Raw genomic sequence first — 18,038 nt, 5'->3', positions numbered from 1 at the left:
CCTCCCCGGTGGGCTCCGGACAACAGCTACCCGTCGGCGGACCTATTGCTCCCCCATTGGGGTTCCGTCGATTCGCCCGATTTCGCCACGTTCAACGCTGATCCTTCGGATCTCTACGGCGCGGTGGTCAACCCGGAACGCATTCGCGTGCTGGCCCCTGGGTAACCATTCCGACTCCAAAGGCGCTGAGCAGACCGGAAGCCTCGGAAAGCATTCTTAGCCGTTGACGTAACCCATGTGCGTGGCGTTGTAGCGATCGCCATGGACTCCCAGGCTCCGGGCAAGGGCATCAAGGCCGGCTACTTCGTCAGCGCTGAGCCCCACGTGGGTAGCTTCGGCGTTCTCTTTGATGCGGGTGGTGCGCCGGGTGCCGGGAATGGGGACGATCCATGGCTGCTGGGCGAGCAACCATGCCAGTGCGATTTGGGCCGGCTCCACATCTTTCACCCTTGCCAGTTCGACGACCTGCGCGAGGAGGGCTTGGTTGGCCGCCAGGTTTTCGTCATTGAAGCGTGGGACCTGGTTGCGGATATCGCCGTCGGCGAAGCTGGTTGCCGGGGTCACCGTACCGGTGAGGAAGCCCTTACCCAAGGGGCTGAACGGTACGAGGCCGATACCGAGTTCGGCGAGCGTTGGAAGTACTTCGGCCTCGGGGTCCCGTGTCCACAGCGAGTACTCACTTTGCAGGGCGGTGACGGGCTGCACCGTGTGGGCGCGCCGGATCGTGGCGGCAGACGCCTCAGACAGTCCGAAGTGGCGGACTTTGCCCTCAGCGATCAGATCCCGGACGGTGCCGGCGACCTCCTCGATGGGGACCTGGGGGTCGACGCGGTGCTGATAGAACAGGTCGATAACGTCTGTTCGCAGGCGCTTGAGGGATTCTTCGGCGACGCGGCGGATCTGTTCGGGGCGGCTGTTTAGTCCGACGCTTTTGCCGCCTTGGATGTCCCAGCCGAACTTGGTGGCGATCACCACTTGGTCGCGGATCGGTTCCAGTGCCTCGCCGACGAGTTCTTCATTCACGTAGGGGCCGTACACCTCGGCCGTATCGAAAAATGTGACGCCATGGTCCATGGCTGATCGAAGTACATCAATCATGTCTTGACGGCTCCCTGGATTGGGACCGTAGCTCTGGGACATGCCCATGGCGCCCAGTCCGATAGCTGAGACCTCAAGGCCCTGTCCGAGAGTTCGTGTGTGCATGCTCATGCCTCCGTGGTTCCGTTGTTGTACTTGTTGCTGTATCGGTCGCTGGTTACGTGTTCGTGCGAAGTAGCGGTGGACAGGGTGGCTGCCCAGCTGGCAAGCAGCCGGAGGCGTTCCTGGCTCGGTGATCCAGGTTCGGCGGTGTAGATGAGCAATGACAGGCCTGGTTCGGCGGTGAGCTCCATGCCCTCGTAGGTCAAGGTCAACTCGCCCACTTCATGATGCTGGAAGTTTTTGGTGCCTGAGCCGTGCCGCCGGACATTGTGAGCCCCCCACCGGGTCCTGAACGCGTCACTTTGGGTTGAAAGCTCGCCGATCAGGTCGTGAAGGCGTTTGTCGTGAGGGTCGCGGCCCGCCTCGGTGCGCAGAATCGATACGGTGACGTCGGAGGCGGCTTCCCAGCCCGGGTAGAAAGCCTTGGCCCGTTCGTCGAGGAAGCAGAACCGTGCGAGGTTGCCTTGCCCCGGGCCGTCGAAGACGTGGTCGTAGAACACTCGACCCAGTGCGTTGGTGGCGAGAATGTCCATCCGGCCGTTCCGAACGAAAGCGGGCCCTTCAGTGATCACGTCCAAGGCGCGTATCAGGCTTTCCCTCGCCACCCACTTCTGCGGTTTGCGCTTGCGCACGGGCTGGGCAGCGCCGTTGGCGACGCGTGACAGGTCGAACAGGTGTTCGCGTTCAGCGTCGTCCAGCTGGAGGGCTCCTGCCAGCGCGTCAAGGACCGCATCGGATACCCCCGAAAGGTTCCCACGCTCGATCTTGGAGTAGTACTCCACGCTGACTGCGGCCAGAGTGGCAACCTCATTGCGCCTCAGGCCCGTCACACGGCGGTGTCCGGTAACTGCCAGGCCAGCCTGCTCGGGGGTGACCTTCGCACGGCGGGACATGAGAAAGTCTCGAACTTCATTCCGGTTGTCCACAACCCAAGGCTACGACGTCCAAACCAGGGGAGGGATGCCCTGCTGGTACGCCCCTTATCAGTGACTCCTAAAGGGGATCTATTTGAGGTTCCATTGGAACCTCAGGCTTCAGCGCTCGGTGGCGTTGGAGGCAAACCTCGCGTTGTCAGCGGCTGCAGGAATCTACGAAAGGAATGATGATGGTTGAGAACACAAGTACTGGCTGGACCGGGGGGCAGAATGCGTTTGGGGACTTCGCGCCCGGACTGGTCCACTACACCGACAAGGTTCTCTTCGACGAAGTATGGGAACGCGAAGGCCTGTCCAAAAGGGACCGCAGCCTGCTCACTGTGGCTGCGCTAACCGCAACAGGGAAGAACGACCAACTCATGTTCCACCTCGACTACGCACGCCAGAACGGAGTGACAGAAGAAGAGCTGAAGGAAGCGATCCTCCACCTCTCGTTCTACACCGGCTGGCCCAACGGCATGAGTGCCATGGCCGTCGCCAAGAAGGTCTTCACTGAGGAAAACTAGAAACAAAACATTGAGCAGGATTACAACGAACCGGCGTCTGCTTCGAACGAGCGCAGAGGGGCGTTCCAGCTGGCGAGTATCCGCATGGCGTCTGACGTTGGGGAGCCGGGCGCCACGGTGTAGACCAGCATGACCAGGCCAGGGTCTGTGGAAAGTTCGAATGATTCATACCCGAATTCGAGGTCTCCGACCGTTGAGTGGGTGAGCATCTTGTGCCCGGACCGGTACCTGAAGACATCGTGCGAGGCCCACAATGAGCGGAATTCTTCACTCTGCGTTGAAAGCGTCCCGATGATTTCGATGAGCTCTTTGTCGTAGGGATCCCGGGCTGTTGCGGCATGAAGCAGCGCCACGACATTATGTTTCGCTGTGTCAAAATCGCGATGGAAGCGTGGGGCGCGGGAGTCCAGAAAAAGGTAATGGGCGTAGTTGAAACGGTCACGGGATCCGTCATCGGGGAGGGAATACAGTGCCCGGCCGAGTCGGTTGGCCGCCAGACGGTCAAGTCGCGCGTTCTGTATGAACGCCGGGGCGTCGATGGAATCCAGAACGCTTTGAATCCCCGGCCTGACAGTAGTTCGATGTGAAGGTTTCCGGCGGGGCGGGCGCCGTTGCGTCATTCGGGTGAGATCAAGCAGATGGTCGCGCTCATCCTCATCCAGTTGCAGGGCGCGGGCGATGGCCTCGATAACCTCACGGGATGCGCCGGAGATTTTGCCCCGTTCGAGACGGGCGTAGTAGTCCACACTGACGCCGGCCAGGTGCGCGACTTCCTCGCGGCGAAGGCCGGGTACCCGGCGGGCTCCGCTGTACAGTGGCACGCCTGCCTTTTCGGGGGAGAGCTTGGCACGCCGGGATGTCAGGAAGTTGCTGATCTCGGATTTGGAATCCATGTCTCCAAGGGTATGTCTTGTGCTGTGGGTGCTGGGAGGACCTGTCAGGTCCTCCCAGTGCTCATTGCTTCTCACCGGACGTTCTGCCGGAAACCGGGAATGCGTATCAGTACCATGCTGGTCCGTGGTTGACGTACGGAGCCTCAAGTTCCTGTGCTTCTTCGTCGCTAAGTGTCAGCGATAGCGCATCAGCGGCTTGCTGGAGGTGGTGTGGTTTGGTGGCGCCAACGATGGGCGCCGAGACAGCGGGATTTCGCAGCACCCACGCCAACGCGATTTGGGCCATGGTAACGCCGCGGGCGTCGGCCACAGCTTGGACAGCATTGATGACGGGTTCGTCGTAGTCGTTGTCGAAAGCCTGGACCACTTTGTCGGTGGTTGACCGGGTACTTTGTTCACCCACAGGGCGGGCGAGCCGACCTTTCCCGTTGGGAGAGTAAGGAACAAGCCCGACACCCATGTCAGCGCACATGGACATCAACTCGGGCTCGTCCTGGCGACGCAAGAGGTTGTACTGGTTCTGCATGGACACAAACGTTGTCCACCCGCCGCGTTCTGCGGCGTGCTGGAGCTTCGCGAACTGCCAGGCATACATGGAGGAAGCGCCGATGTAGCGGACTTTCCCGGACTTGATCACGTCGTGGAGAGCTTCCATGGTTTCTTCCACCGGGGTGTCATCGTCAAATCTGTGGATCTGATAGAGGTCGATGTAGTCCGTGCCGAGGCGGGTCAACGAGGCATCGACCTGCTCCAGGATGGCCTTGCGTGAGAGGCCTTCGCCGCCAGGGCCGTCGTGCATCCTTCCGCGAACCTTCGTGGCGAGGACCACGTCTTCACGCCGTGAATACTGTTTGATGGCGCGCCCGACGATCTCCTCGGAGGTGCCGGCCTGGTAAACATTGGCAGTGTCCCAGAACGTGATTCCCAGCTCCAGTGCCTGACGGAAGAACGGCCCGGCCGCATCTTCGTTCAAGGACCATGGGTGGGAATTCTCCGTTGAAGGGTCGCCGTAGCTCATGCAGCCAAGGGCAAGGCGGCTGATCTTCAGTCCGGTGTTGCCGAGTCGTGTGTATTCCATGACAAGTCCTGCTTTCAGCTTGGTGGGTTTGTCTCCTTCGAACCTAAGTGGGTTCCGCACTTCGAAACAGGACCTGTCAGACCATGTCTCAATGGAGCCTTCTCCGCTGTGGAGGAGTACGGGATTGTCAAAGGGGCGGTACATTGCCGCCCTTGACGTCTCATCAGCGACAAAAGGAGCACCAGACGAATGACGACATCCACAACGGCAGAGCCGAAACAGCAGCGGCGGCTCCCGAGGGTCGTCCCGCTTCTTGCGGTGGGCACCTTTCTCATGATCACCACCGAGTACATGGTGGCCGGGCTCCTGCAGGAGATCGCCGGTGACCTGAACGTCAGTGTTGCCCACGTGGCACTCCTGATCACCGCCTTCGCAGTGGGCATGATCCTTGGTTCCCCGGTCATGGCATTGGCAACTCTGCGTTTGCCGCGGCGCGCGACACTCGTCCTGGCCTTGCTGGTCTTTGCGGCCGGCCACGTTCTGGCGGCACTCACCAGCGATTTTGGCATCGTTCTTCTCGCGCGTGTCATCACAGCCCTGGCGGCCGGGGCCTTCTGGTCCATTGCTTCTGTGATAGCCACCCAGGCGGCCGGGCCGGCCAACAGCTCCCGCGCGTTGGGTGTCATGATGAGCGGTGTAGGACCGGCCCCCGTCATCGCACGTTTTACCCCGGAGGACACGCACACCAGCGCACCGTCTGTACGTGCTGAAATTCGGGCCGTCGTGACCGGTCGCATGGTCGTTCTCGTCCTCGCCACCGTTTTTGCCACCGGAGGCTACATGACCGCCTTCAGTTACCTGTCTCCCGTGGCCACCGACCGTGGAGCCGTCCCACTGTGGGCGGTGCCGCTGCTCTTCGTTGTATTCGGCCTCGGCGCGGTCCTTGGCACCAACCTGGCCGGACGATTCGCAGACAAGCGTCCGGTCCGCACCTTCATCACAGCCACAGGAGCAACCGTGCTGTTGCTCGTCATGCTCATCCCACTCTCGGCAAATGCCGTAGCACTCTTCGTTCTCATGTTTCTACTGGGCATCGCCGGCATGGGCATACCGCCCGTCGCAACCGGCCTCGCGGTTACTTTCGCCCAGGGTGCACCGACTTTGGCGGCCGCAGTAGCGGTTGCCGCATTCAACGGCGGCACAGCCATCGGCACCTGGGCCGGTGCAAAGGCGCTCGAATCGGCACTGGGAGTCCTCGGCCCCCTCGTCGTTGCAACCATCATGGCGTCCCTCGGGCTGCTGACGCTGCTGGTCTTCGCCCGAAGCAAGGCCATGACCCCGCTGACCCACAGAACCAGGCTCGACCTTTCTTCGTTGTTGCGCGGTCGAAATGGCTGAGGTTCGACGCTTGGTGCAGGCGCTATGCAAACCATCCTCCCAAGAAGTGAACCGCCCGGGTAGTGTTTGCCCTAGCCGACAAAGGGGTCACCATGAGCTACAAATATCGAACTGTCCGGGTCCGCGGTACCGAGCTCGTTGGAACAATTGCCAGGAAGCACGGGGCTGCGGCTGAGATCTACGAAACATCCAAGGACCTGAGCACATCGGTTGTTCCGGTGTTCTTCGAGGCAACGGGTGAGATCCGCTTCTTCGATAGGTCAGCGCTGGAGGACGTGGTGGCGCCAGTCGGTTGACCGCCCTGCAGCTGGCAATAACGCCGGCCGCTTCGGTCTGCCCGGTGGTGTGGGTCATGAGGCTTCCTTCCCGGCGGTAACGCAGGAAAGGGCGGCAGAGACAGCCCGGTTGCGGGGCCGGGTTCTGGCAGGTATCCGTGGTGTCGCCTCGCGACGCTCGCCCACGGTATTTTCTATGGTTCCAACGCCCTCCACTGTCATCCGCACGACGTCCCCGGTCTTCAGCGGCGGGGGAGTCTTGGACCCGTTGCGTCCCCAGAGTTCAGCGAGGCATCCGCTGCCGCAGGTTCCGGATCCGAGAACGTCGCCGGGGCGCACTACCGAGTCCTGCGATGCGTACGCGACCAGTTCGGCGAATGGCCACCCCATGTTGGACAGCAGATCCTGGCCAATCTGTTCCCCGTTGACTTCCACGGCCATGGAGATCGGCAGGAATCCTTCGTCGTCGTGCAGGTGGTCGAACTCGTCGGCGGTCACAATCCAAGGACCGAGCGTGTTGGCGAAGTCCTTGCCTTTGCAGGGGCCCAGACTGACCTTCATCTCGCGACGTTGCAGGTCGCGAGCCGACCAGTCGTTGAGAATGGTGTAACCAAAGATGTGGCGGTGGGCATCTGCCGCTGACAGGCTACTGCCGTCGCTTCCCGGTACATGTCCGACGACGGCAGCTACTTCGGTCTCGAAGTCCAGTTCGCTGCATCCCGCCGGAATGCCGATCACCTCGCCGGTGCCCGTCACGGTGTGCGGATTCGTGAAGTAGAACGTAGGTGCCTCATACCATTCGGCCACCACGCCCGCTACGCCATCGATGCTTTTCCGAACCCCCTCCACGTGTTCCTCGAACGCCACGAAGTCCCGGATGGTGGCCGGTTCCAGCGGTGCCAGCAACTGGACGTCCACGAGGGCGACCGAAGGTGCGCCGCGAAGCGTTTCCGCGGCAATCTCCAGAGTGGCGGCAAGCCCGGCACCCAACAGGTCATTCACGGTTTGTCCCTCCGGCAACTCGAAGCAACTGCCGTCATCCACGAACCCAGCGTGAGTGCCGCCGTCGTAAGCCCAGCGGGCGATCTTGACCATGTGTTCTTCCTTAGGCTGTGGGGCGGGCGGCGAGAGCTGCGGAGGCGGTGATGCCGAGGGCCGCGGCATTGCCGGCAAGAACTCTGGCGGCGTCGGCCGTGGGGAGCCCGGCTGCGTGGACATCGTCAACAGGTTGCTCCGAGCCCATGTCGAATGGGTAATCCGAGCCGAGCAGCACCTGCCCGGGGCCGACCGCCTCCACCAGGGCGCGGAGTTCGCGGGGGCTATGCACCAGGGAGTCGAAGAAGATCTTTCGAAGATACGTCGACGGCGGTTCGGCGCACCGCTGCGCCTCCGGCCGGACCCTCCACGCGTGGTCGGAACGTCCGATGGTCGTTGGAAGATAGCCCCCGCCATGGGCGGCCACAATCTTGAGGTTCGAGTGCCTGTCCAGGACTCCGCTGAAAATCAGGTGGGAGAGTGCGACGGCGTTCTCGGCAGGCTGGGAGACGGTATTAGCCAGGTAGAAGCGATCCAGTCGTTCGTCCAGGGAACAGCCGAACGGGTGGAGGAAGACAAGGGCGCCCAGTTCTTCTGCCCGGCTCCAGAACGGCTCAAGCCGCGGATCGGAGAGCTCCACGGTGCTGCGTTCAGGGTCTGCCGGCGTGGCAGCAAAGGAGCCGATCTCCACACCGAGGAGTCCACATTCGAGGACGGCATGTTCCAGGGCTTCGACCATGTGCTGCGGGTGCTGGAGGGGGACGAAGCCAAGGCCGTTGAGCCGCTCGGGTGCGCGGTCCACGAAACCGCGAACTGCATCATTTGCCTGCTTGGCGAGCTCCAAGGACAGCTTTTCGCCGGCAAAGTAGTAGAAGTGCGACGGCGAGGGCGAGACGAGCTGGACATCCACTCCTTGAGCGTCCATGTCCGCCAGACGACGATCCAAATCCGTGAGCTGAGGCCACCGTTCTTTGATCATGCGCCCCGATGCAGCGAGCGACTCCTGGCCGTTCCGCCGCATTTCCAAGGCCTGGAGGGCAGCGAAACCGTCAGCGTCGGCCTCCGCCACACGTTGCTGGAGAGCCGGAATCAGGATGTGGGCATGCACGTCGACCGTAGGTGCCGGTGCTTCGGAGGGACGGGTGCTCATGCAGGTTCCTTCAACATCGTGGAAAGCGAGTTCATGAGGCCGGGAACGTTGGCGTCGCGCACGCCATCCAGCATCCATTGGCCGAGCTGGACTGAGGCCTTGACGACGGCCGTAGCCCTCTCCAACCGGCGGTCGGTGAACTCCTTCCAGAGGGTTTCCGTGACGTGGTCGGCTGACATGAGAAGTTCGGCGAGCACCGCAGCGTCCTCGAAGGCCATGGCGGCGCCTTGGGCGACCGTCGGTGGGCAACTGTGGGCGGCGTCCCCGATGATCACAGTGCGCCCGCGGTTCCAGGGTCCATCCACCAAGTGCGTGGTGAACCAGGTGTAGTTGATGCGCGCGCTGTGGTTCAGATTGGCGCGGATCTCGTTCCACGGGCCGCCGTAGGCTGCCGCGAGTTCGGTCATGATGCGAGGACCGTCCTCGTGATTGCGTTCTTGCGCCCTTTCTACAAGGTAGGCGTAGATGGAGTCGGGGCCGGTGGGGCAGTATCCGGCAATGAAGCAGGGGCCGCCGTAGGTGAGATCGGTCCGCACCACGTCCTCGGGGCGTTCCACGAAGGCCCGCCAGATGCCCATGCCGGTTGGTTGGGGTCCGACGTCGATGCCGATGGCCTTGCGGACTGCGGAATGAAGCCCATCGGCACCGATGAGGAGGTCGTAGCGGGAGCTGCCGCCGCCGGAGGTATGGACGGTGACGCTGTCGCCGTCGTCCTCTATGTCGGTGGCCGTTTTGCCGTAGGTGATGCGGGTGCCCGCCTGCAAGGCGCGTTCACGCAGGATCGCAGTCAGGTCCGGGCGATACATTCCAAGCGTGGCTGGAAGATCGTCACCACCGGTCCGGATGTCTTCCAACACGGCCATGACACTTCCGGCCGGATCGGGGGCGCGCAGGCCCAGGGTACTGAACGGGTAGCCTTTCGCTTCCACCTGCTCCCAGACGCCGAGTTCGCGCAGGATCCTCAGGGCATTGCCCTGCAAGGTGATGCCCGACCCCAGCGTCTGCGGCTCGGCGGCTTTCTCCAGAATCTCGACGTCGACGCCCGCGTCGGCGAGGAGGATGGCGGCGGTCAGTCCCGCAGCTCCCGCTCCGACGATTCCAACCTTTTGTACTGCTGCCATCTTTGACTCCTTTGTGGTGACGGCGTTACTGCCTATTGTGCTGCTGTCTGTAACTCCGGGACCTTCATTGGTCCTCAACCTGACAACTGGACCTGTTACCGGACGGCGATGGGATTGACCGGTGAACCGACAGCCCCGGTGATGGGCAGTGGGGCGGCGGTGAGCATGAAGTCGTACTTGCCGTCGGCAGCACATGCTGCGGCCAATGCATCCGGATCCCACATTTCACCCAGGAACAACCCCAAGTTGGGGATGGCGATCTGGTGAAGCGGCTGGAAAGCGCCCTCGAACTCATTGGGCCGGACCTCGAAGCCCCAGGTGTCCGTGGCGATTCCCGCGATCTCCGAGGCATGCAGCCACACCGCCGTAGTGAAGGACAGCCCCGGAGCGGAACCGCCGGCATAGTCGCCCCAGCCTTCACGGCGGACCCGGGCGTATTGCCCGGTCCGGATCACCACGATGTCTCCGCGGCGAACGGCGGAGCTGGGGCCCTGACGTTCGATGGTGCGCTCCAAGTGCTCCGGGGTGATGGCAAATCCATCCGGCAGCTCCCCGACATCGCGGCCCAGCTCCGGGCCGAGTGCATGCCCGACGTCGAGCAGCACGCCGCGGGTCACGATCTTGGCCGAGGCGGTCTCGATCCCGGTGACGAGGTCGCCCTCCGAGGTCACGACGTCCCCAGCGGCACGGCCGTTCCAGGCTTTGCCCCGGTCGAAGATGTGTCCCAGCCCGTCCCATTGCGTGGAACACTGCAACGGCATGGCAATGACGTCATCAGCCCCGCCGAAACCGTGCGGGAATCCCTGGTTGCCTCGTTCCGCGTCCACGCCGGTGTCCGTCATGGTGTGCACCGGATTGGTCCGGCGACGCCACCCCTTCTGCGGGCCGTTGGTGTCGAACGGTTGCGACAAGGAGAACGCCTCGCCCGTGGTCACCAAGGAAGCTGCTTCCACACGCTTGGCGTTGTCAACGTAGTTGAGCGTTCCTAGAACGTCGTCTTCACCCCAGCGTCCCCAGTTGTTGTATTTTTCAGCAGCCGCAGCAATGCTGGCCAGCGGATCGGAGCGCTGGATCAGGGAAGCGTTAGCTGCTTCAGTGGTCACTGTTCGTCCTTGCAGTGGATGAGTTGGGTTCCGAGTCCGGTGATGGTGCCTTCCATGACGTCGCCGTCCTGGAGGAGCCTGCCCCAGTGCTGTCCGTTGCCCGCGGGGCTGCCGGTCAGGACCAAGTCACCGGGCTTCAGGGGCATGATCTGGGATGCTTCACTGACAAGCTTGGCGACACCGAAGATCATGTCCTGAGTCGATTCGTCCTGCATGGCCTTTCCGTTGAGCTTCAGCGTGACCTGGACATCCTGCGGGTCTCCGAAGAACTTGGTTGGTACCAGCAGGGGGCCGGTGGGCAGGAAACCCGGTGCATTCTTGGCGCGGTACCAGTCCGAACCAATGGCGGGCATGTCCTTGCGGAACACATATTCGCGCGTTGTGATGTCGTTGACCATGGTGTACCCAAAGACATGCTCCAGCGCTTGCTCGGGCGTGACACGGAAGGCTTCCTTGCCGATCACCGCGGCGAGTTCCAGTTCCCAGTCGTGGGATTTACTGTAGCCCGGCAGGGTGAGATCGTCCGTGGCGGACGCGATCGCCGTCGGGAGGCCGATGAAGAAGTACGGCGTTCCCTGCCCAGCACGCTCATCCATCATGGCAGCGGTCTTGGCGCGCACCTCTTCTGCGTCCTGGCCGGCGTCGCGATGTGCCACCGCAAGGTCAATCACATGCTTGCGGTAGTTGGCGCCGGTCTGCAGGACCTGCGCCGGTTCAACCGGGGCAAGGACCTCGACGCCGGGCAGCGGCAGGCCTGCTTCGGCGCCAACTGTTGCGGCCAGTTGGTCGAGCTCGCCTTCGGTGGTTTCCCAGTGCTGGATCAGGGAGTTGATGTCACTGTCCAGGGGCAGGACGCGGTCACCGACCAGCAAACCAGCCCGCGGTTTACCTGAACCTGGTTCCTGGAAGCGGACCAGTGCATAGTGTGCCTGCGTCATTAGCCCCGGCCCTGCTTTGCGTAGGGGTTCAGGAGTGCTTCCTTCATTTCAGCGGAAGCGCCTTCCTCTGTGGCAGTGAAACCTTCGGCGGGCGGGAAGGACTCGGTCATGGAGTGCGGCATGGCGCCGTTCTTGTAGAAGTTGTTGGATCCTTCAGAAGGCTTCCAGGTATTGGCGTCCCAGTCCGGGACGTAATTGCGGTAGCCGCCGGAGTTCAGTTCCACGCGCAGGCCGGAGGGGTCGCGGAAGTAGAGGAAGTTCTGCTCGCCCACGCCGTGGATGGACGGGCCGTATTCCATCGGGGTCCCGTTTTCCATCATCACGTCCGCTGTGCGGAGCAGGTCCTCGGTGGCGTCCACCCAAAAGGCGATGTGGTTGACGCGGCCGGCGCGCTGGGAAGTGTCCAGGACGACGCCGAGGTCGTGGGACTTCTCGTTGGTGGTGAGCACGGAGAAGACGGTGATGGGTGCTTCATCCAGGTCCACGAAGGCCATGACGCGGAAGCCCAGGGCTTCGTTGTACCACTTGGCAAAGCCCCGGACGTCGGAGGAAGCGACCGTGACGTGGTCCAGGAACCGGGGTGCGGCGGCGTGGCTGCTGCGGCGCTCGGGACGGTCCGGGTAGGTGGATTCGAAGCCGGGCTCGGCGACGAACTTCTCCACGTCATAGAACAGGCGCATGTGGTGGCCGTAAGGGCCGGTGAATTCGTAGGCCTTGCCGAAGCCGTGGCCACCGGCAGTCCAGCTGCCCTGCACGCCGGTTGCTTCAACACGGGCTGCTGCGGCTTCCAGCGCGGACTGGGAGTTTGTGCGCCACGCCATCCGACCCAAGGATGCTTCGGGGCCTTCGGTGATGACCAGGCTGTAACGGTAGTAATCGCCCCAGCACCGCAAGTAGACGTTGCCATCCACGCGGTCGATGATGCGCATGCCGAACTTTTCCTCGTAGAACCGTGCCGAGGCTTCGACGTCCGGAGTGGTGATTTCGAGGTGGGCAAGATGGGAGAGGGGAGTTTCCACGATGAATTCCTTCTAAATACTGATGGCTCGGACAGTGACCTGCAGGTCCTGTAACAACCATGAGCCACGTCACGTATTCGGAGAAGGGCAACTATCTGATAGCAACTATCCGCCGCACAAATACTAATGGTGCCTTCCGTGGCACCCTCAGCCCCACCCAGGGAAACCACCCATCAACCGAACAAATAGCAGCTATACGGAAACCGCTATTCTCCGCCTGCAGACCCCTTGCCACAGTGAGTGCAGTCCCTCCCGGCACCTCTGCCACTTTTGGGGGATCATCTTCAAAGGCGAAGGAACACCAATGAGCACCACGGATCCAACTGCGACCGAGACCCGCCCACCAGCTGACAACCGAACGGCCGGAAAGACACAGGCCGCACTGCTGGTGGCCGGCAGCTGCATGCCCGTACTCGGCGCAGTCCTGCTGGCACCTGTCCTCCCCACCCTGAACCAGGTCTTTGCCGATACCCCCGGCGTCGCCATCCTCGTACCCCTGGTCCTCACCCTTCCGGCTTTGTTCGTAGCGCTGTTCTCGCCACTGGCCGGCTACGTCGCTGATCGCGTCGGGCGCAAGCAGCTGCTCATCTTTGCGATGCTTGCGTACGCCCTTTTTGGGACAGCACCGTTGTGGCTGGAGTCCCTCGGCGCCATCGCTGTGTCGAGAGTCGGCGTAGGAATTGCCGAGGCGGCCATCATGACCTGCTGCACCACCTTGATCACCGACTACTACTCGGGGCAGCAGCGGAACAAGTACCTCGGTCTCCAGACCATGGTCAGCGCGCTGGCAGCCACTGCGTTTTTTGCCCTTGGCGGCGCCCTGGGCAGCATCAGCTGGCGGACTCCGTTCTGGCTCTATGCGGTTAGCGCCGTGCTGGTGATCCCCATGGTCCTCAAGCTGTGGGAACCTGCAAAAATCGAGCCCACAACCACGACGAAACAGCCTGTGCCGTGGCGGCAGATTGGCACCCCGGCCGCTGTGACGCTGTTCGGTGGCATCGTGTTCTACGCGTTGATCGTCCACTTGCCGTATGTGATCACAGGTTTGGGCGTGACGGATACCGGGCTCATTGGCGGTGCCGCTGCGATCGCCTCGTTGGCCACTGCGGCGGGCGCTATCTCCTTCCGGTACCTTGCCAATCTGGGCACTCGGAAACTGCTGATCGGCGCTTTTGGCCTTGCTGCCGTCGGGCTTTGCCTGGTCTCGTTGGCCGGGAACGTGCCCCTGGCGATCGCGGGCGCCGTCATCGCCAGCGCTGGCACGGGGGTGCTGTTGCCGACGCTGCTGACCTGGGCAGTCAACGGCCTGGACTATGCCCAGCGGGGACGCGGGACCGGCATCTGGACCGGCAGCCTGTTCATCGGCCAATTCCTCACGCCGATCGTCCTCGGAGCTGCGGCTGCCGCCTTGGGAAACCTCAGCCTGGCAATCGGGGCGTTGGGCATGGCGTGCGTCCTTGCCTTGGTAGTTACCCTGGTCCGCGGGCCACGGTTGGTCACGATCAGCCACTAAAATCCCGCTGGCTGGATAACCTATGGGAATGAAGAACCTGGACCTGAACCTGTTGCCCCAACTGCAGGTTCTGTTGGAGCTGCGGAATGTGTCCCGGGCAGCGGAACGGCTCCAGCTCAGCCAGCCGGCTACCAGTGCGGCGATGGCCAGGCTCAGAAGGCATTTCGACGACGAACTGCTGGTTCGGAATGGCCGCACCTACGATCTCACTCCCTTCGCACAATCATTGGTCCCGCTGGTCGATGAAGCCATGCTTCACGTCCAGCGGGCCACACGCATTCGGTCAGGCTTCGATGCCGCTACGAGCGAAAGGGAGTTCGTCATTGCGGCGTCCGACTATGCGGCCGCGCTCATCGTGGGGCCCCTGCGCGGAATCCTGCAACAGGAGGCACCGCACGTGGTGGTGGACTTCGTACCCACCTCGGGCCTGCGGGGCGATCTCGCTGAGTACTCACGCATGGACCTTCTGGTAGGCCCCACCGGGTACCGCATGAAGGGTGATTCCAAGCAGCTATTCCGTGACAGCTTCGTGGCTGTGGCCGACGCGGGAAATCCACTCCTGACCTTGCCCGCGCTGACGTTGGAGGACCTTGTTGAAGTTCCCCACGCCGTCGGGTATTTCGGTGAGGGCATCAGCACGCCGGCGGACAAATTGTTCGAGTCCCGGGGTGTCCGACGCCGGGTGGCGGCCGTGGTGGCGGGCTTCCTGTCACTGCCGTTGTTGGTTGAAGGCACGGATTTGGTCGCCTTGGTACCGCGCATGCTGGCCTCCAGGGCGCAGCGCGGGGCATCCATTGAGGTTCTCGAGTTCGCCGAGGAGTTGGAGGCCGCCCTGGTGGAGGCGATGTATTGGCATCCCTCGCAGACGGAGGACCCTGCAAACGTCTGGCTCCGCTCTGTGGTGCAGCGCGCTTGTTCCCAGCTTCATGAAATCTTTCCGGTGAAGGCACATCCGATCACGGTCACGGCAGTTTCCAGTAACTGACGCGAGGGCTATCCACGTCATGGATAGTTCGTATCCGAAACGGGCCATTCTTCAATAGTTCCCCTGACCGGAGGATGGAGGCATGACACCCGACACCACCGCACCGCCGCTCCGACTCGCAGGGAAGATAACGGTGATCACCGGTATCGCGTCAGGACAAGGCCGGGCGGCAGCCCTGTTGTTCGCCCGTGAGGGAGCAATCGTGGTGGGGTGCGATCTCGATCTCGAAGGGGCAGAGGCAACGGTGGAAGCCATCCGCGCCATGGGCGGTCAGGCGGATGCGGCTCGCGGTGTTGACCTGACCAGCGGGGCTTCCGTGCTCGAATGGGCGAATTTCGTGCTCCAATACCATGGCCGCGTAGATGTGCTGTACGCCAATGCTGCTGCCACTCGCTTCGCGGCGTTGGAGGACATCAGCTACGAGGACTGGACATGGAATTTCCGGCACGAGGTGGACGTCGTCTTCCTTCCCGTGCGGCACTTTTGGCCGCTGCTCAGCAAAGCCGGCCAATCCGCCGTCGTACTTGTCGGCTCGACGGCAGGAGTGACCGGCTCGGTCACCAACGGCCGGCTGGCACACACAGCAACCAAGGGTTCCGTGGTGGCTATGACCAAGCAACTTGCCGCAGAAGGGGCACCCCGGGGGATCCGCGTGAACTGCGTCAGCCCGGGCATGATCCGTACGCCAGCCACCGAAGCGGACCTCTTGGCCGAAGACCATCCCATGCGGAGCATTGCCGCCCACATTCCTCTCGGCCGGGTTGGTGAAGCGGAGGAGGTAGCAAAGTGCGCGCTGTTCCTCGCTTCCGATGACGCTTCCTACGTCACCGGCACCAACCTCATGGTCGACGGCGGCTGGTCGGCTGTTCTGCCCGGCTGACACTTTCAAGCAACGAAGGACCAATCTGCAGTGATTGATATGACCGACCGGACCGTCGTGGTCACGGGTGCCAATGGCGGCCAGGGCCTGGCCGAAGCCCTGATGCTGGTCACGGCCGGGGCCACAGTCATCGCAACGGACCTGACCCCGGAACCGTCCACTGCCCTGGAGGCAGTGGTCACGAAGCACCTTGAGCGGATTGCCTATCGACCACTTGACGTCACGCTGCCCGACGCGTGGACGGCTCTGTCCCGTTTCGTCCGGGATGGATGCGGCGGCCTGGACGGCTTGGTCAACAACGCCGGGATCACCCGCCGCAGCCGCCTGCTTGAGGCAACCCCTGCTGACCTCGCTGCGGTCTCGGACGTGAACGTGACCGGTGCCCTTTTGGGGATGCAGGCCTGCGTCCCGCTGATGGCGCCGGGGGCTTCGATCGTCAATGTCGGCTCGGTGGCAGCCCTCACCGGCCACTACCCGGTGGCCTACACTGCCAGCAAGTGGGCGCTGCGAGGTCTCACCATCGCTGCCGCCACGGAGCTTGGAGCCCGGGGGATCAGGGTGAACTCCGTTCATCCGGGATTCATCGAGACACCCATGACCGCAGGTGCCAATCCCGCGTTCAGGAAAGCGACCATAGCCGAGACCCCACTCGGCCGCACGGGTACGCCCGAGGAAGTAGCCGCCGTCGTGCTTTTCCTCCTCAGCCCCATGGCCGCTTTCGTCACCGGCGTGGACCTTCCAGTAGACGGTGGGCAAAGCAGCCATGGAGGCGCCAAATCCGTGTCGGACGCCTTGCGCTGACCTGCGCGGTGCGGGGTGTTGACACACATGAAGTAACGCGGGTAACCTGAGTCACATGTCCGGCAGGTAACGCGCGTTACTGAACCAGGGTTCCCCGCCGAACACACCAGACTACGAGAGTCTGGTGAAGACTCAGATCGAAGAAATCCCGGAGCATTCGATGGCGAAAAGCACCACCCCAGGCGAGACCGTACCCGTACGGCAGCGGGGCGTCACCATGAAGGACGTCGCCAAGCACGCCGGTGTCTCCCGCACTGCAGTCTCGTTTGTGTTGAGTAACCGCGAGAACGCAAGCATTTCAGAGGAAACCCGCACCCGGATCAACGACGCCGTGCAGGAATTGGGTTACCGCCCCAATGCCGGCGCTCGCGCGCTCGCGTCCCGACGCAGTGATTGGTACGGAATTGTCACTGAGATCGTCACTGCACCCTTCGCCGTCGACATCATCAAAGGAGCCCAGGACCAAGCCTGGCTTGACCGCCGGTTCCTGCTCATCGCGCCCTCCGACCAGGCCGATGCCGTAGGACCCAACCAGGGGCTGGAAGATGCTGCAACCGAAAAGCTGCTGGAACAACGAGTGGAAGGACTCCTGTACGCAGCCACCTTTCACCGGGGCGTCCACGTTCCGGTCAGTGCCAATGAAGTACCCACCGTCCTGATCAACTGCTTCGACGCAGACGGAAAGTTGCCCTCGATCGTCCCTGACGAGCGCGGTGGTGGTCGCGTGGCGGTGGAACATTTGCTCCAAGCCGGCCACACCCGGATTGGCGTCATCAACCTTGACCCAGATATTCCTGCTGCAGTGGGGCGACTGGAAGGTGCCCGCGAAGCACTCGCCGACGCCGGACTGGAGCTGGATCCGGAACTGGTGGTGTCCGGATATGCAACGGCCGACGGGGGCTACGACGCCGCGTGCCGGATCCTGGATCGCTACCCGGAAAGCGACAGGCCGACTGCGCTGTTCTGCCTCAACGACCGTATGGCGATGGGCGCCTATGACGCCATCAAAGAACGGGGACTGACCATCCCCGGGGACATCGCCGTGATCGGCTTCGACAACCAGGAACTCATTGCGGCCTACCTCCGGCCGAAATTGACTACCGTTGCGTTGCCTTTCGAAAAAATGGGCGCCCTGGGTGTCCAGACACTCGCCGCTCTTACAGCAGGACAGCCGATCCTTGCCGACCAGCAATTGGTCGGCTGTCCGCTGCTAGAACGCTCTTCGGTCTGACCGCGAAATCAACGTCGAAGAGCAAACCCTTACCCAC

At 62.6% G+C, this 18,038-nt stretch carries 18 protein-coding genes; 8 read left to right on the top strand and 10 right to left on the bottom strand.

Going from position 1 to position 18,038, the window contains the following annotated elements; genetic code table 11:
• Positions 1–216: 216 nt before the first annotated feature.
• Together ACSSVG_RS22250 and ACSSVG_RS22245 are read right to left on the bottom strand one after the other, a co-directional pair.
• On the bottom strand, positions 217–1,203 hold the full coding sequence (locus ACSSVG_RS22250) for an aldo/keto reductase (RefSeq protein WP_492416370.1): 987 nt from the start codon (positions 1,201–1,203) through the stop codon (positions 217–219).
• 2 nt (positions 1,204–1,205) lie between these two features.
• Complete coding sequence (locus ACSSVG_RS22245; RefSeq protein WP_492416368.1) at positions 1,206–2,126, bottom strand: helix-turn-helix transcriptional regulator; 921 nt, start codon at positions 2,124–2,126, stop codon at positions 1,206–1,208.
• 179 nt (positions 2,127–2,305) lie between these two features.
• Here ACSSVG_RS22245 and ACSSVG_RS22240 point away from each other — a divergent pair, with 179 nt between their 5' ends.
• Positions 2,306–2,641 (top strand): carboxymuconolactone decarboxylase family protein, encoded by a 336-nt coding sequence (locus tag ACSSVG_RS22240; protein ID WP_492416366.1) that lies wholly within the window; start codon positions 2,306–2,308, stop codon positions 2,639–2,641.
• Positions 2,642–2,661: 20 nt separating this feature from the next.
• Here the strand turns inward: ACSSVG_RS22240 and ACSSVG_RS22235 are convergent, their stop codons facing one another.
• Together ACSSVG_RS22235 and ACSSVG_RS22230 are read right to left on the bottom strand one after the other, a co-directional pair.
• Positions 2,662–3,534, bottom strand: coding sequence for a helix-turn-helix transcriptional regulator (locus ACSSVG_RS22235; protein WP_492416364.1), 873 nt, complete (start codon positions 3,532–3,534; stop codon positions 2,662–2,664).
• A 106-nt stretch (positions 3,535–3,640) separates the two neighbouring features.
• Entirely contained in the window at positions 3,641–4,612 is a 972-nt protein-coding gene (locus ACSSVG_RS22230) for an aldo/keto reductase (RefSeq protein WP_492416362.1), read from the bottom strand.
• A gap of 189 nt (positions 4,613–4,801) precedes the next feature.
• On the opposite strand from ACSSVG_RS22230, the gene ACSSVG_RS22225 reads away from it, so the two are divergent.
• Both ACSSVG_RS22225 and ACSSVG_RS22220 read left to right on the top strand, forming a co-directional pair.
• Positions 4,802–5,950, top strand: coding sequence for an MFS transporter (locus tag ACSSVG_RS22225; RefSeq protein ID WP_492416360.1), 1,149 nt, complete (start codon positions 4,802–4,804; stop codon positions 5,948–5,950).
• 92 nt (positions 5,951–6,042) lie between these two features.
• Entirely contained in the window at positions 6,043–6,246 is a 204-nt protein-coding gene (locus tag ACSSVG_RS22220) for a hypothetical protein (protein WP_231340190.1), read from the top strand.
• A 54-nt stretch (positions 6,247–6,300) separates the two neighbouring features.
• Here the strand turns inward: ACSSVG_RS22220 and ACSSVG_RS22215 are convergent, their stop codons facing one another.
• From ACSSVG_RS22215 to ACSSVG_RS22190, 6 genes are all read right to left on the bottom strand, one after another.
• Positions 6,301–7,320 carry a fumarylacetoacetate hydrolase family protein gene (locus ACSSVG_RS22215; protein WP_492416358.1) on the bottom strand — a complete coding sequence of 340 codons (1,020 nt, stop codon included), beginning with the start codon at positions 7,318–7,320 and terminating at the stop codon, positions 6,301–6,303.
• Positions 7,321–7,330: 10 nt separating this feature from the next.
• Positions 7,331–8,410, bottom strand: a complete 1,080-nt coding sequence (locus tag ACSSVG_RS22210) for an amidohydrolase family protein (protein WP_492416356.1) — start codon at positions 8,408–8,410, stop codon at positions 7,331–7,333.
• A complete protein-coding gene (locus ACSSVG_RS22205) occupies positions 8,407–9,531 on the bottom strand; it encodes an FAD-dependent monooxygenase (RefSeq protein WP_492416354.1) in 1,125 nt (374 codons plus the stop codon). Before ACSSVG_RS22205 ends, ACSSVG_RS22210 begins: the two co-directional genes overlap by 4 nt.
• 95 nt (positions 9,532–9,626) lie before the next feature.
• Complete coding sequence (locus tag ACSSVG_RS22200) at positions 9,627–10,634, bottom strand: cyclase family protein (protein ID WP_492416352.1); 1,008 nt, start codon at positions 10,632–10,634, stop codon at positions 9,627–9,629.
• Positions 10,631–11,572, bottom strand: a complete 942-nt coding sequence (locus tag ACSSVG_RS22195) for a fumarylacetoacetate hydrolase family protein (protein WP_492416350.1) — start codon at positions 11,570–11,572, stop codon at positions 10,631–10,633. Before ACSSVG_RS22195 ends, ACSSVG_RS22200 begins: the two co-directional genes overlap by 4 nt.
• A complete protein-coding gene (locus ACSSVG_RS22190; protein WP_231340184.1) occupies positions 11,572–12,591 on the bottom strand; it encodes a VOC family protein in 1,020 nt (339 codons plus the stop codon). The genes ACSSVG_RS22195 and ACSSVG_RS22190 overlap by 1 nt, the downstream gene beginning before the upstream one ends.
• 304 nt (positions 12,592–12,895) lie before the next feature.
• On the opposite strand from ACSSVG_RS22190, the gene ACSSVG_RS22185 reads away from it, so the two are divergent.
• From ACSSVG_RS22185 to ACSSVG_RS22165, 5 genes are all read left to right on the top strand, one after another.
• On the top strand, positions 12,896–14,104 hold the full coding sequence (locus ACSSVG_RS22185; protein WP_492416348.1) for an MFS transporter: 1,209 nt from the start codon (positions 12,896–12,898) through the stop codon (positions 14,102–14,104).
• Between the two features lie 28 nt (positions 14,105–14,132).
• Positions 14,133–15,089 (top strand): LysR family transcriptional regulator, encoded by a 957-nt coding sequence (locus tag ACSSVG_RS22180; RefSeq protein ID WP_253468119.1) that lies wholly within the window; start codon positions 14,133–14,135, stop codon positions 15,087–15,089.
• Between the two features lie 82 nt (positions 15,090–15,171).
• Entirely contained in the window at positions 15,172–15,969 is a 798-nt protein-coding gene (locus ACSSVG_RS22175) for an SDR family NAD(P)-dependent oxidoreductase (RefSeq protein WP_253468120.1), read from the top strand.
• A gap of 39 nt (positions 15,970–16,008) precedes the next feature.
• The gene (locus tag ACSSVG_RS22170) at positions 16,009–16,770 is read left to right on the top strand and encodes an SDR family NAD(P)-dependent oxidoreductase (protein ID WP_253469234.1); all 762 of its coding nucleotides are present in this window, start codon (positions 16,009–16,011) and stop codon (positions 16,768–16,770) included.
• A gap of 124 nt (positions 16,771–16,894) precedes the next feature.
• Positions 16,895–18,001, top strand: a complete 1,107-nt coding sequence (locus ACSSVG_RS22165) for a LacI family DNA-binding transcriptional regulator (protein WP_231340179.1) — start codon at positions 16,895–16,897, stop codon at positions 17,999–18,001.
• The last annotated feature ends 37 nt before the right edge of the window (positions 18,002–18,038 follow it).

This window comes from Paenarthrobacter sp. E2MeOHC11, assembly GCF_058744955.1.
The sequence above is the reverse complement of the archived record's forward strand: the minus strand, read 5'-3'. Positions and strand labels throughout refer to the sequence as shown.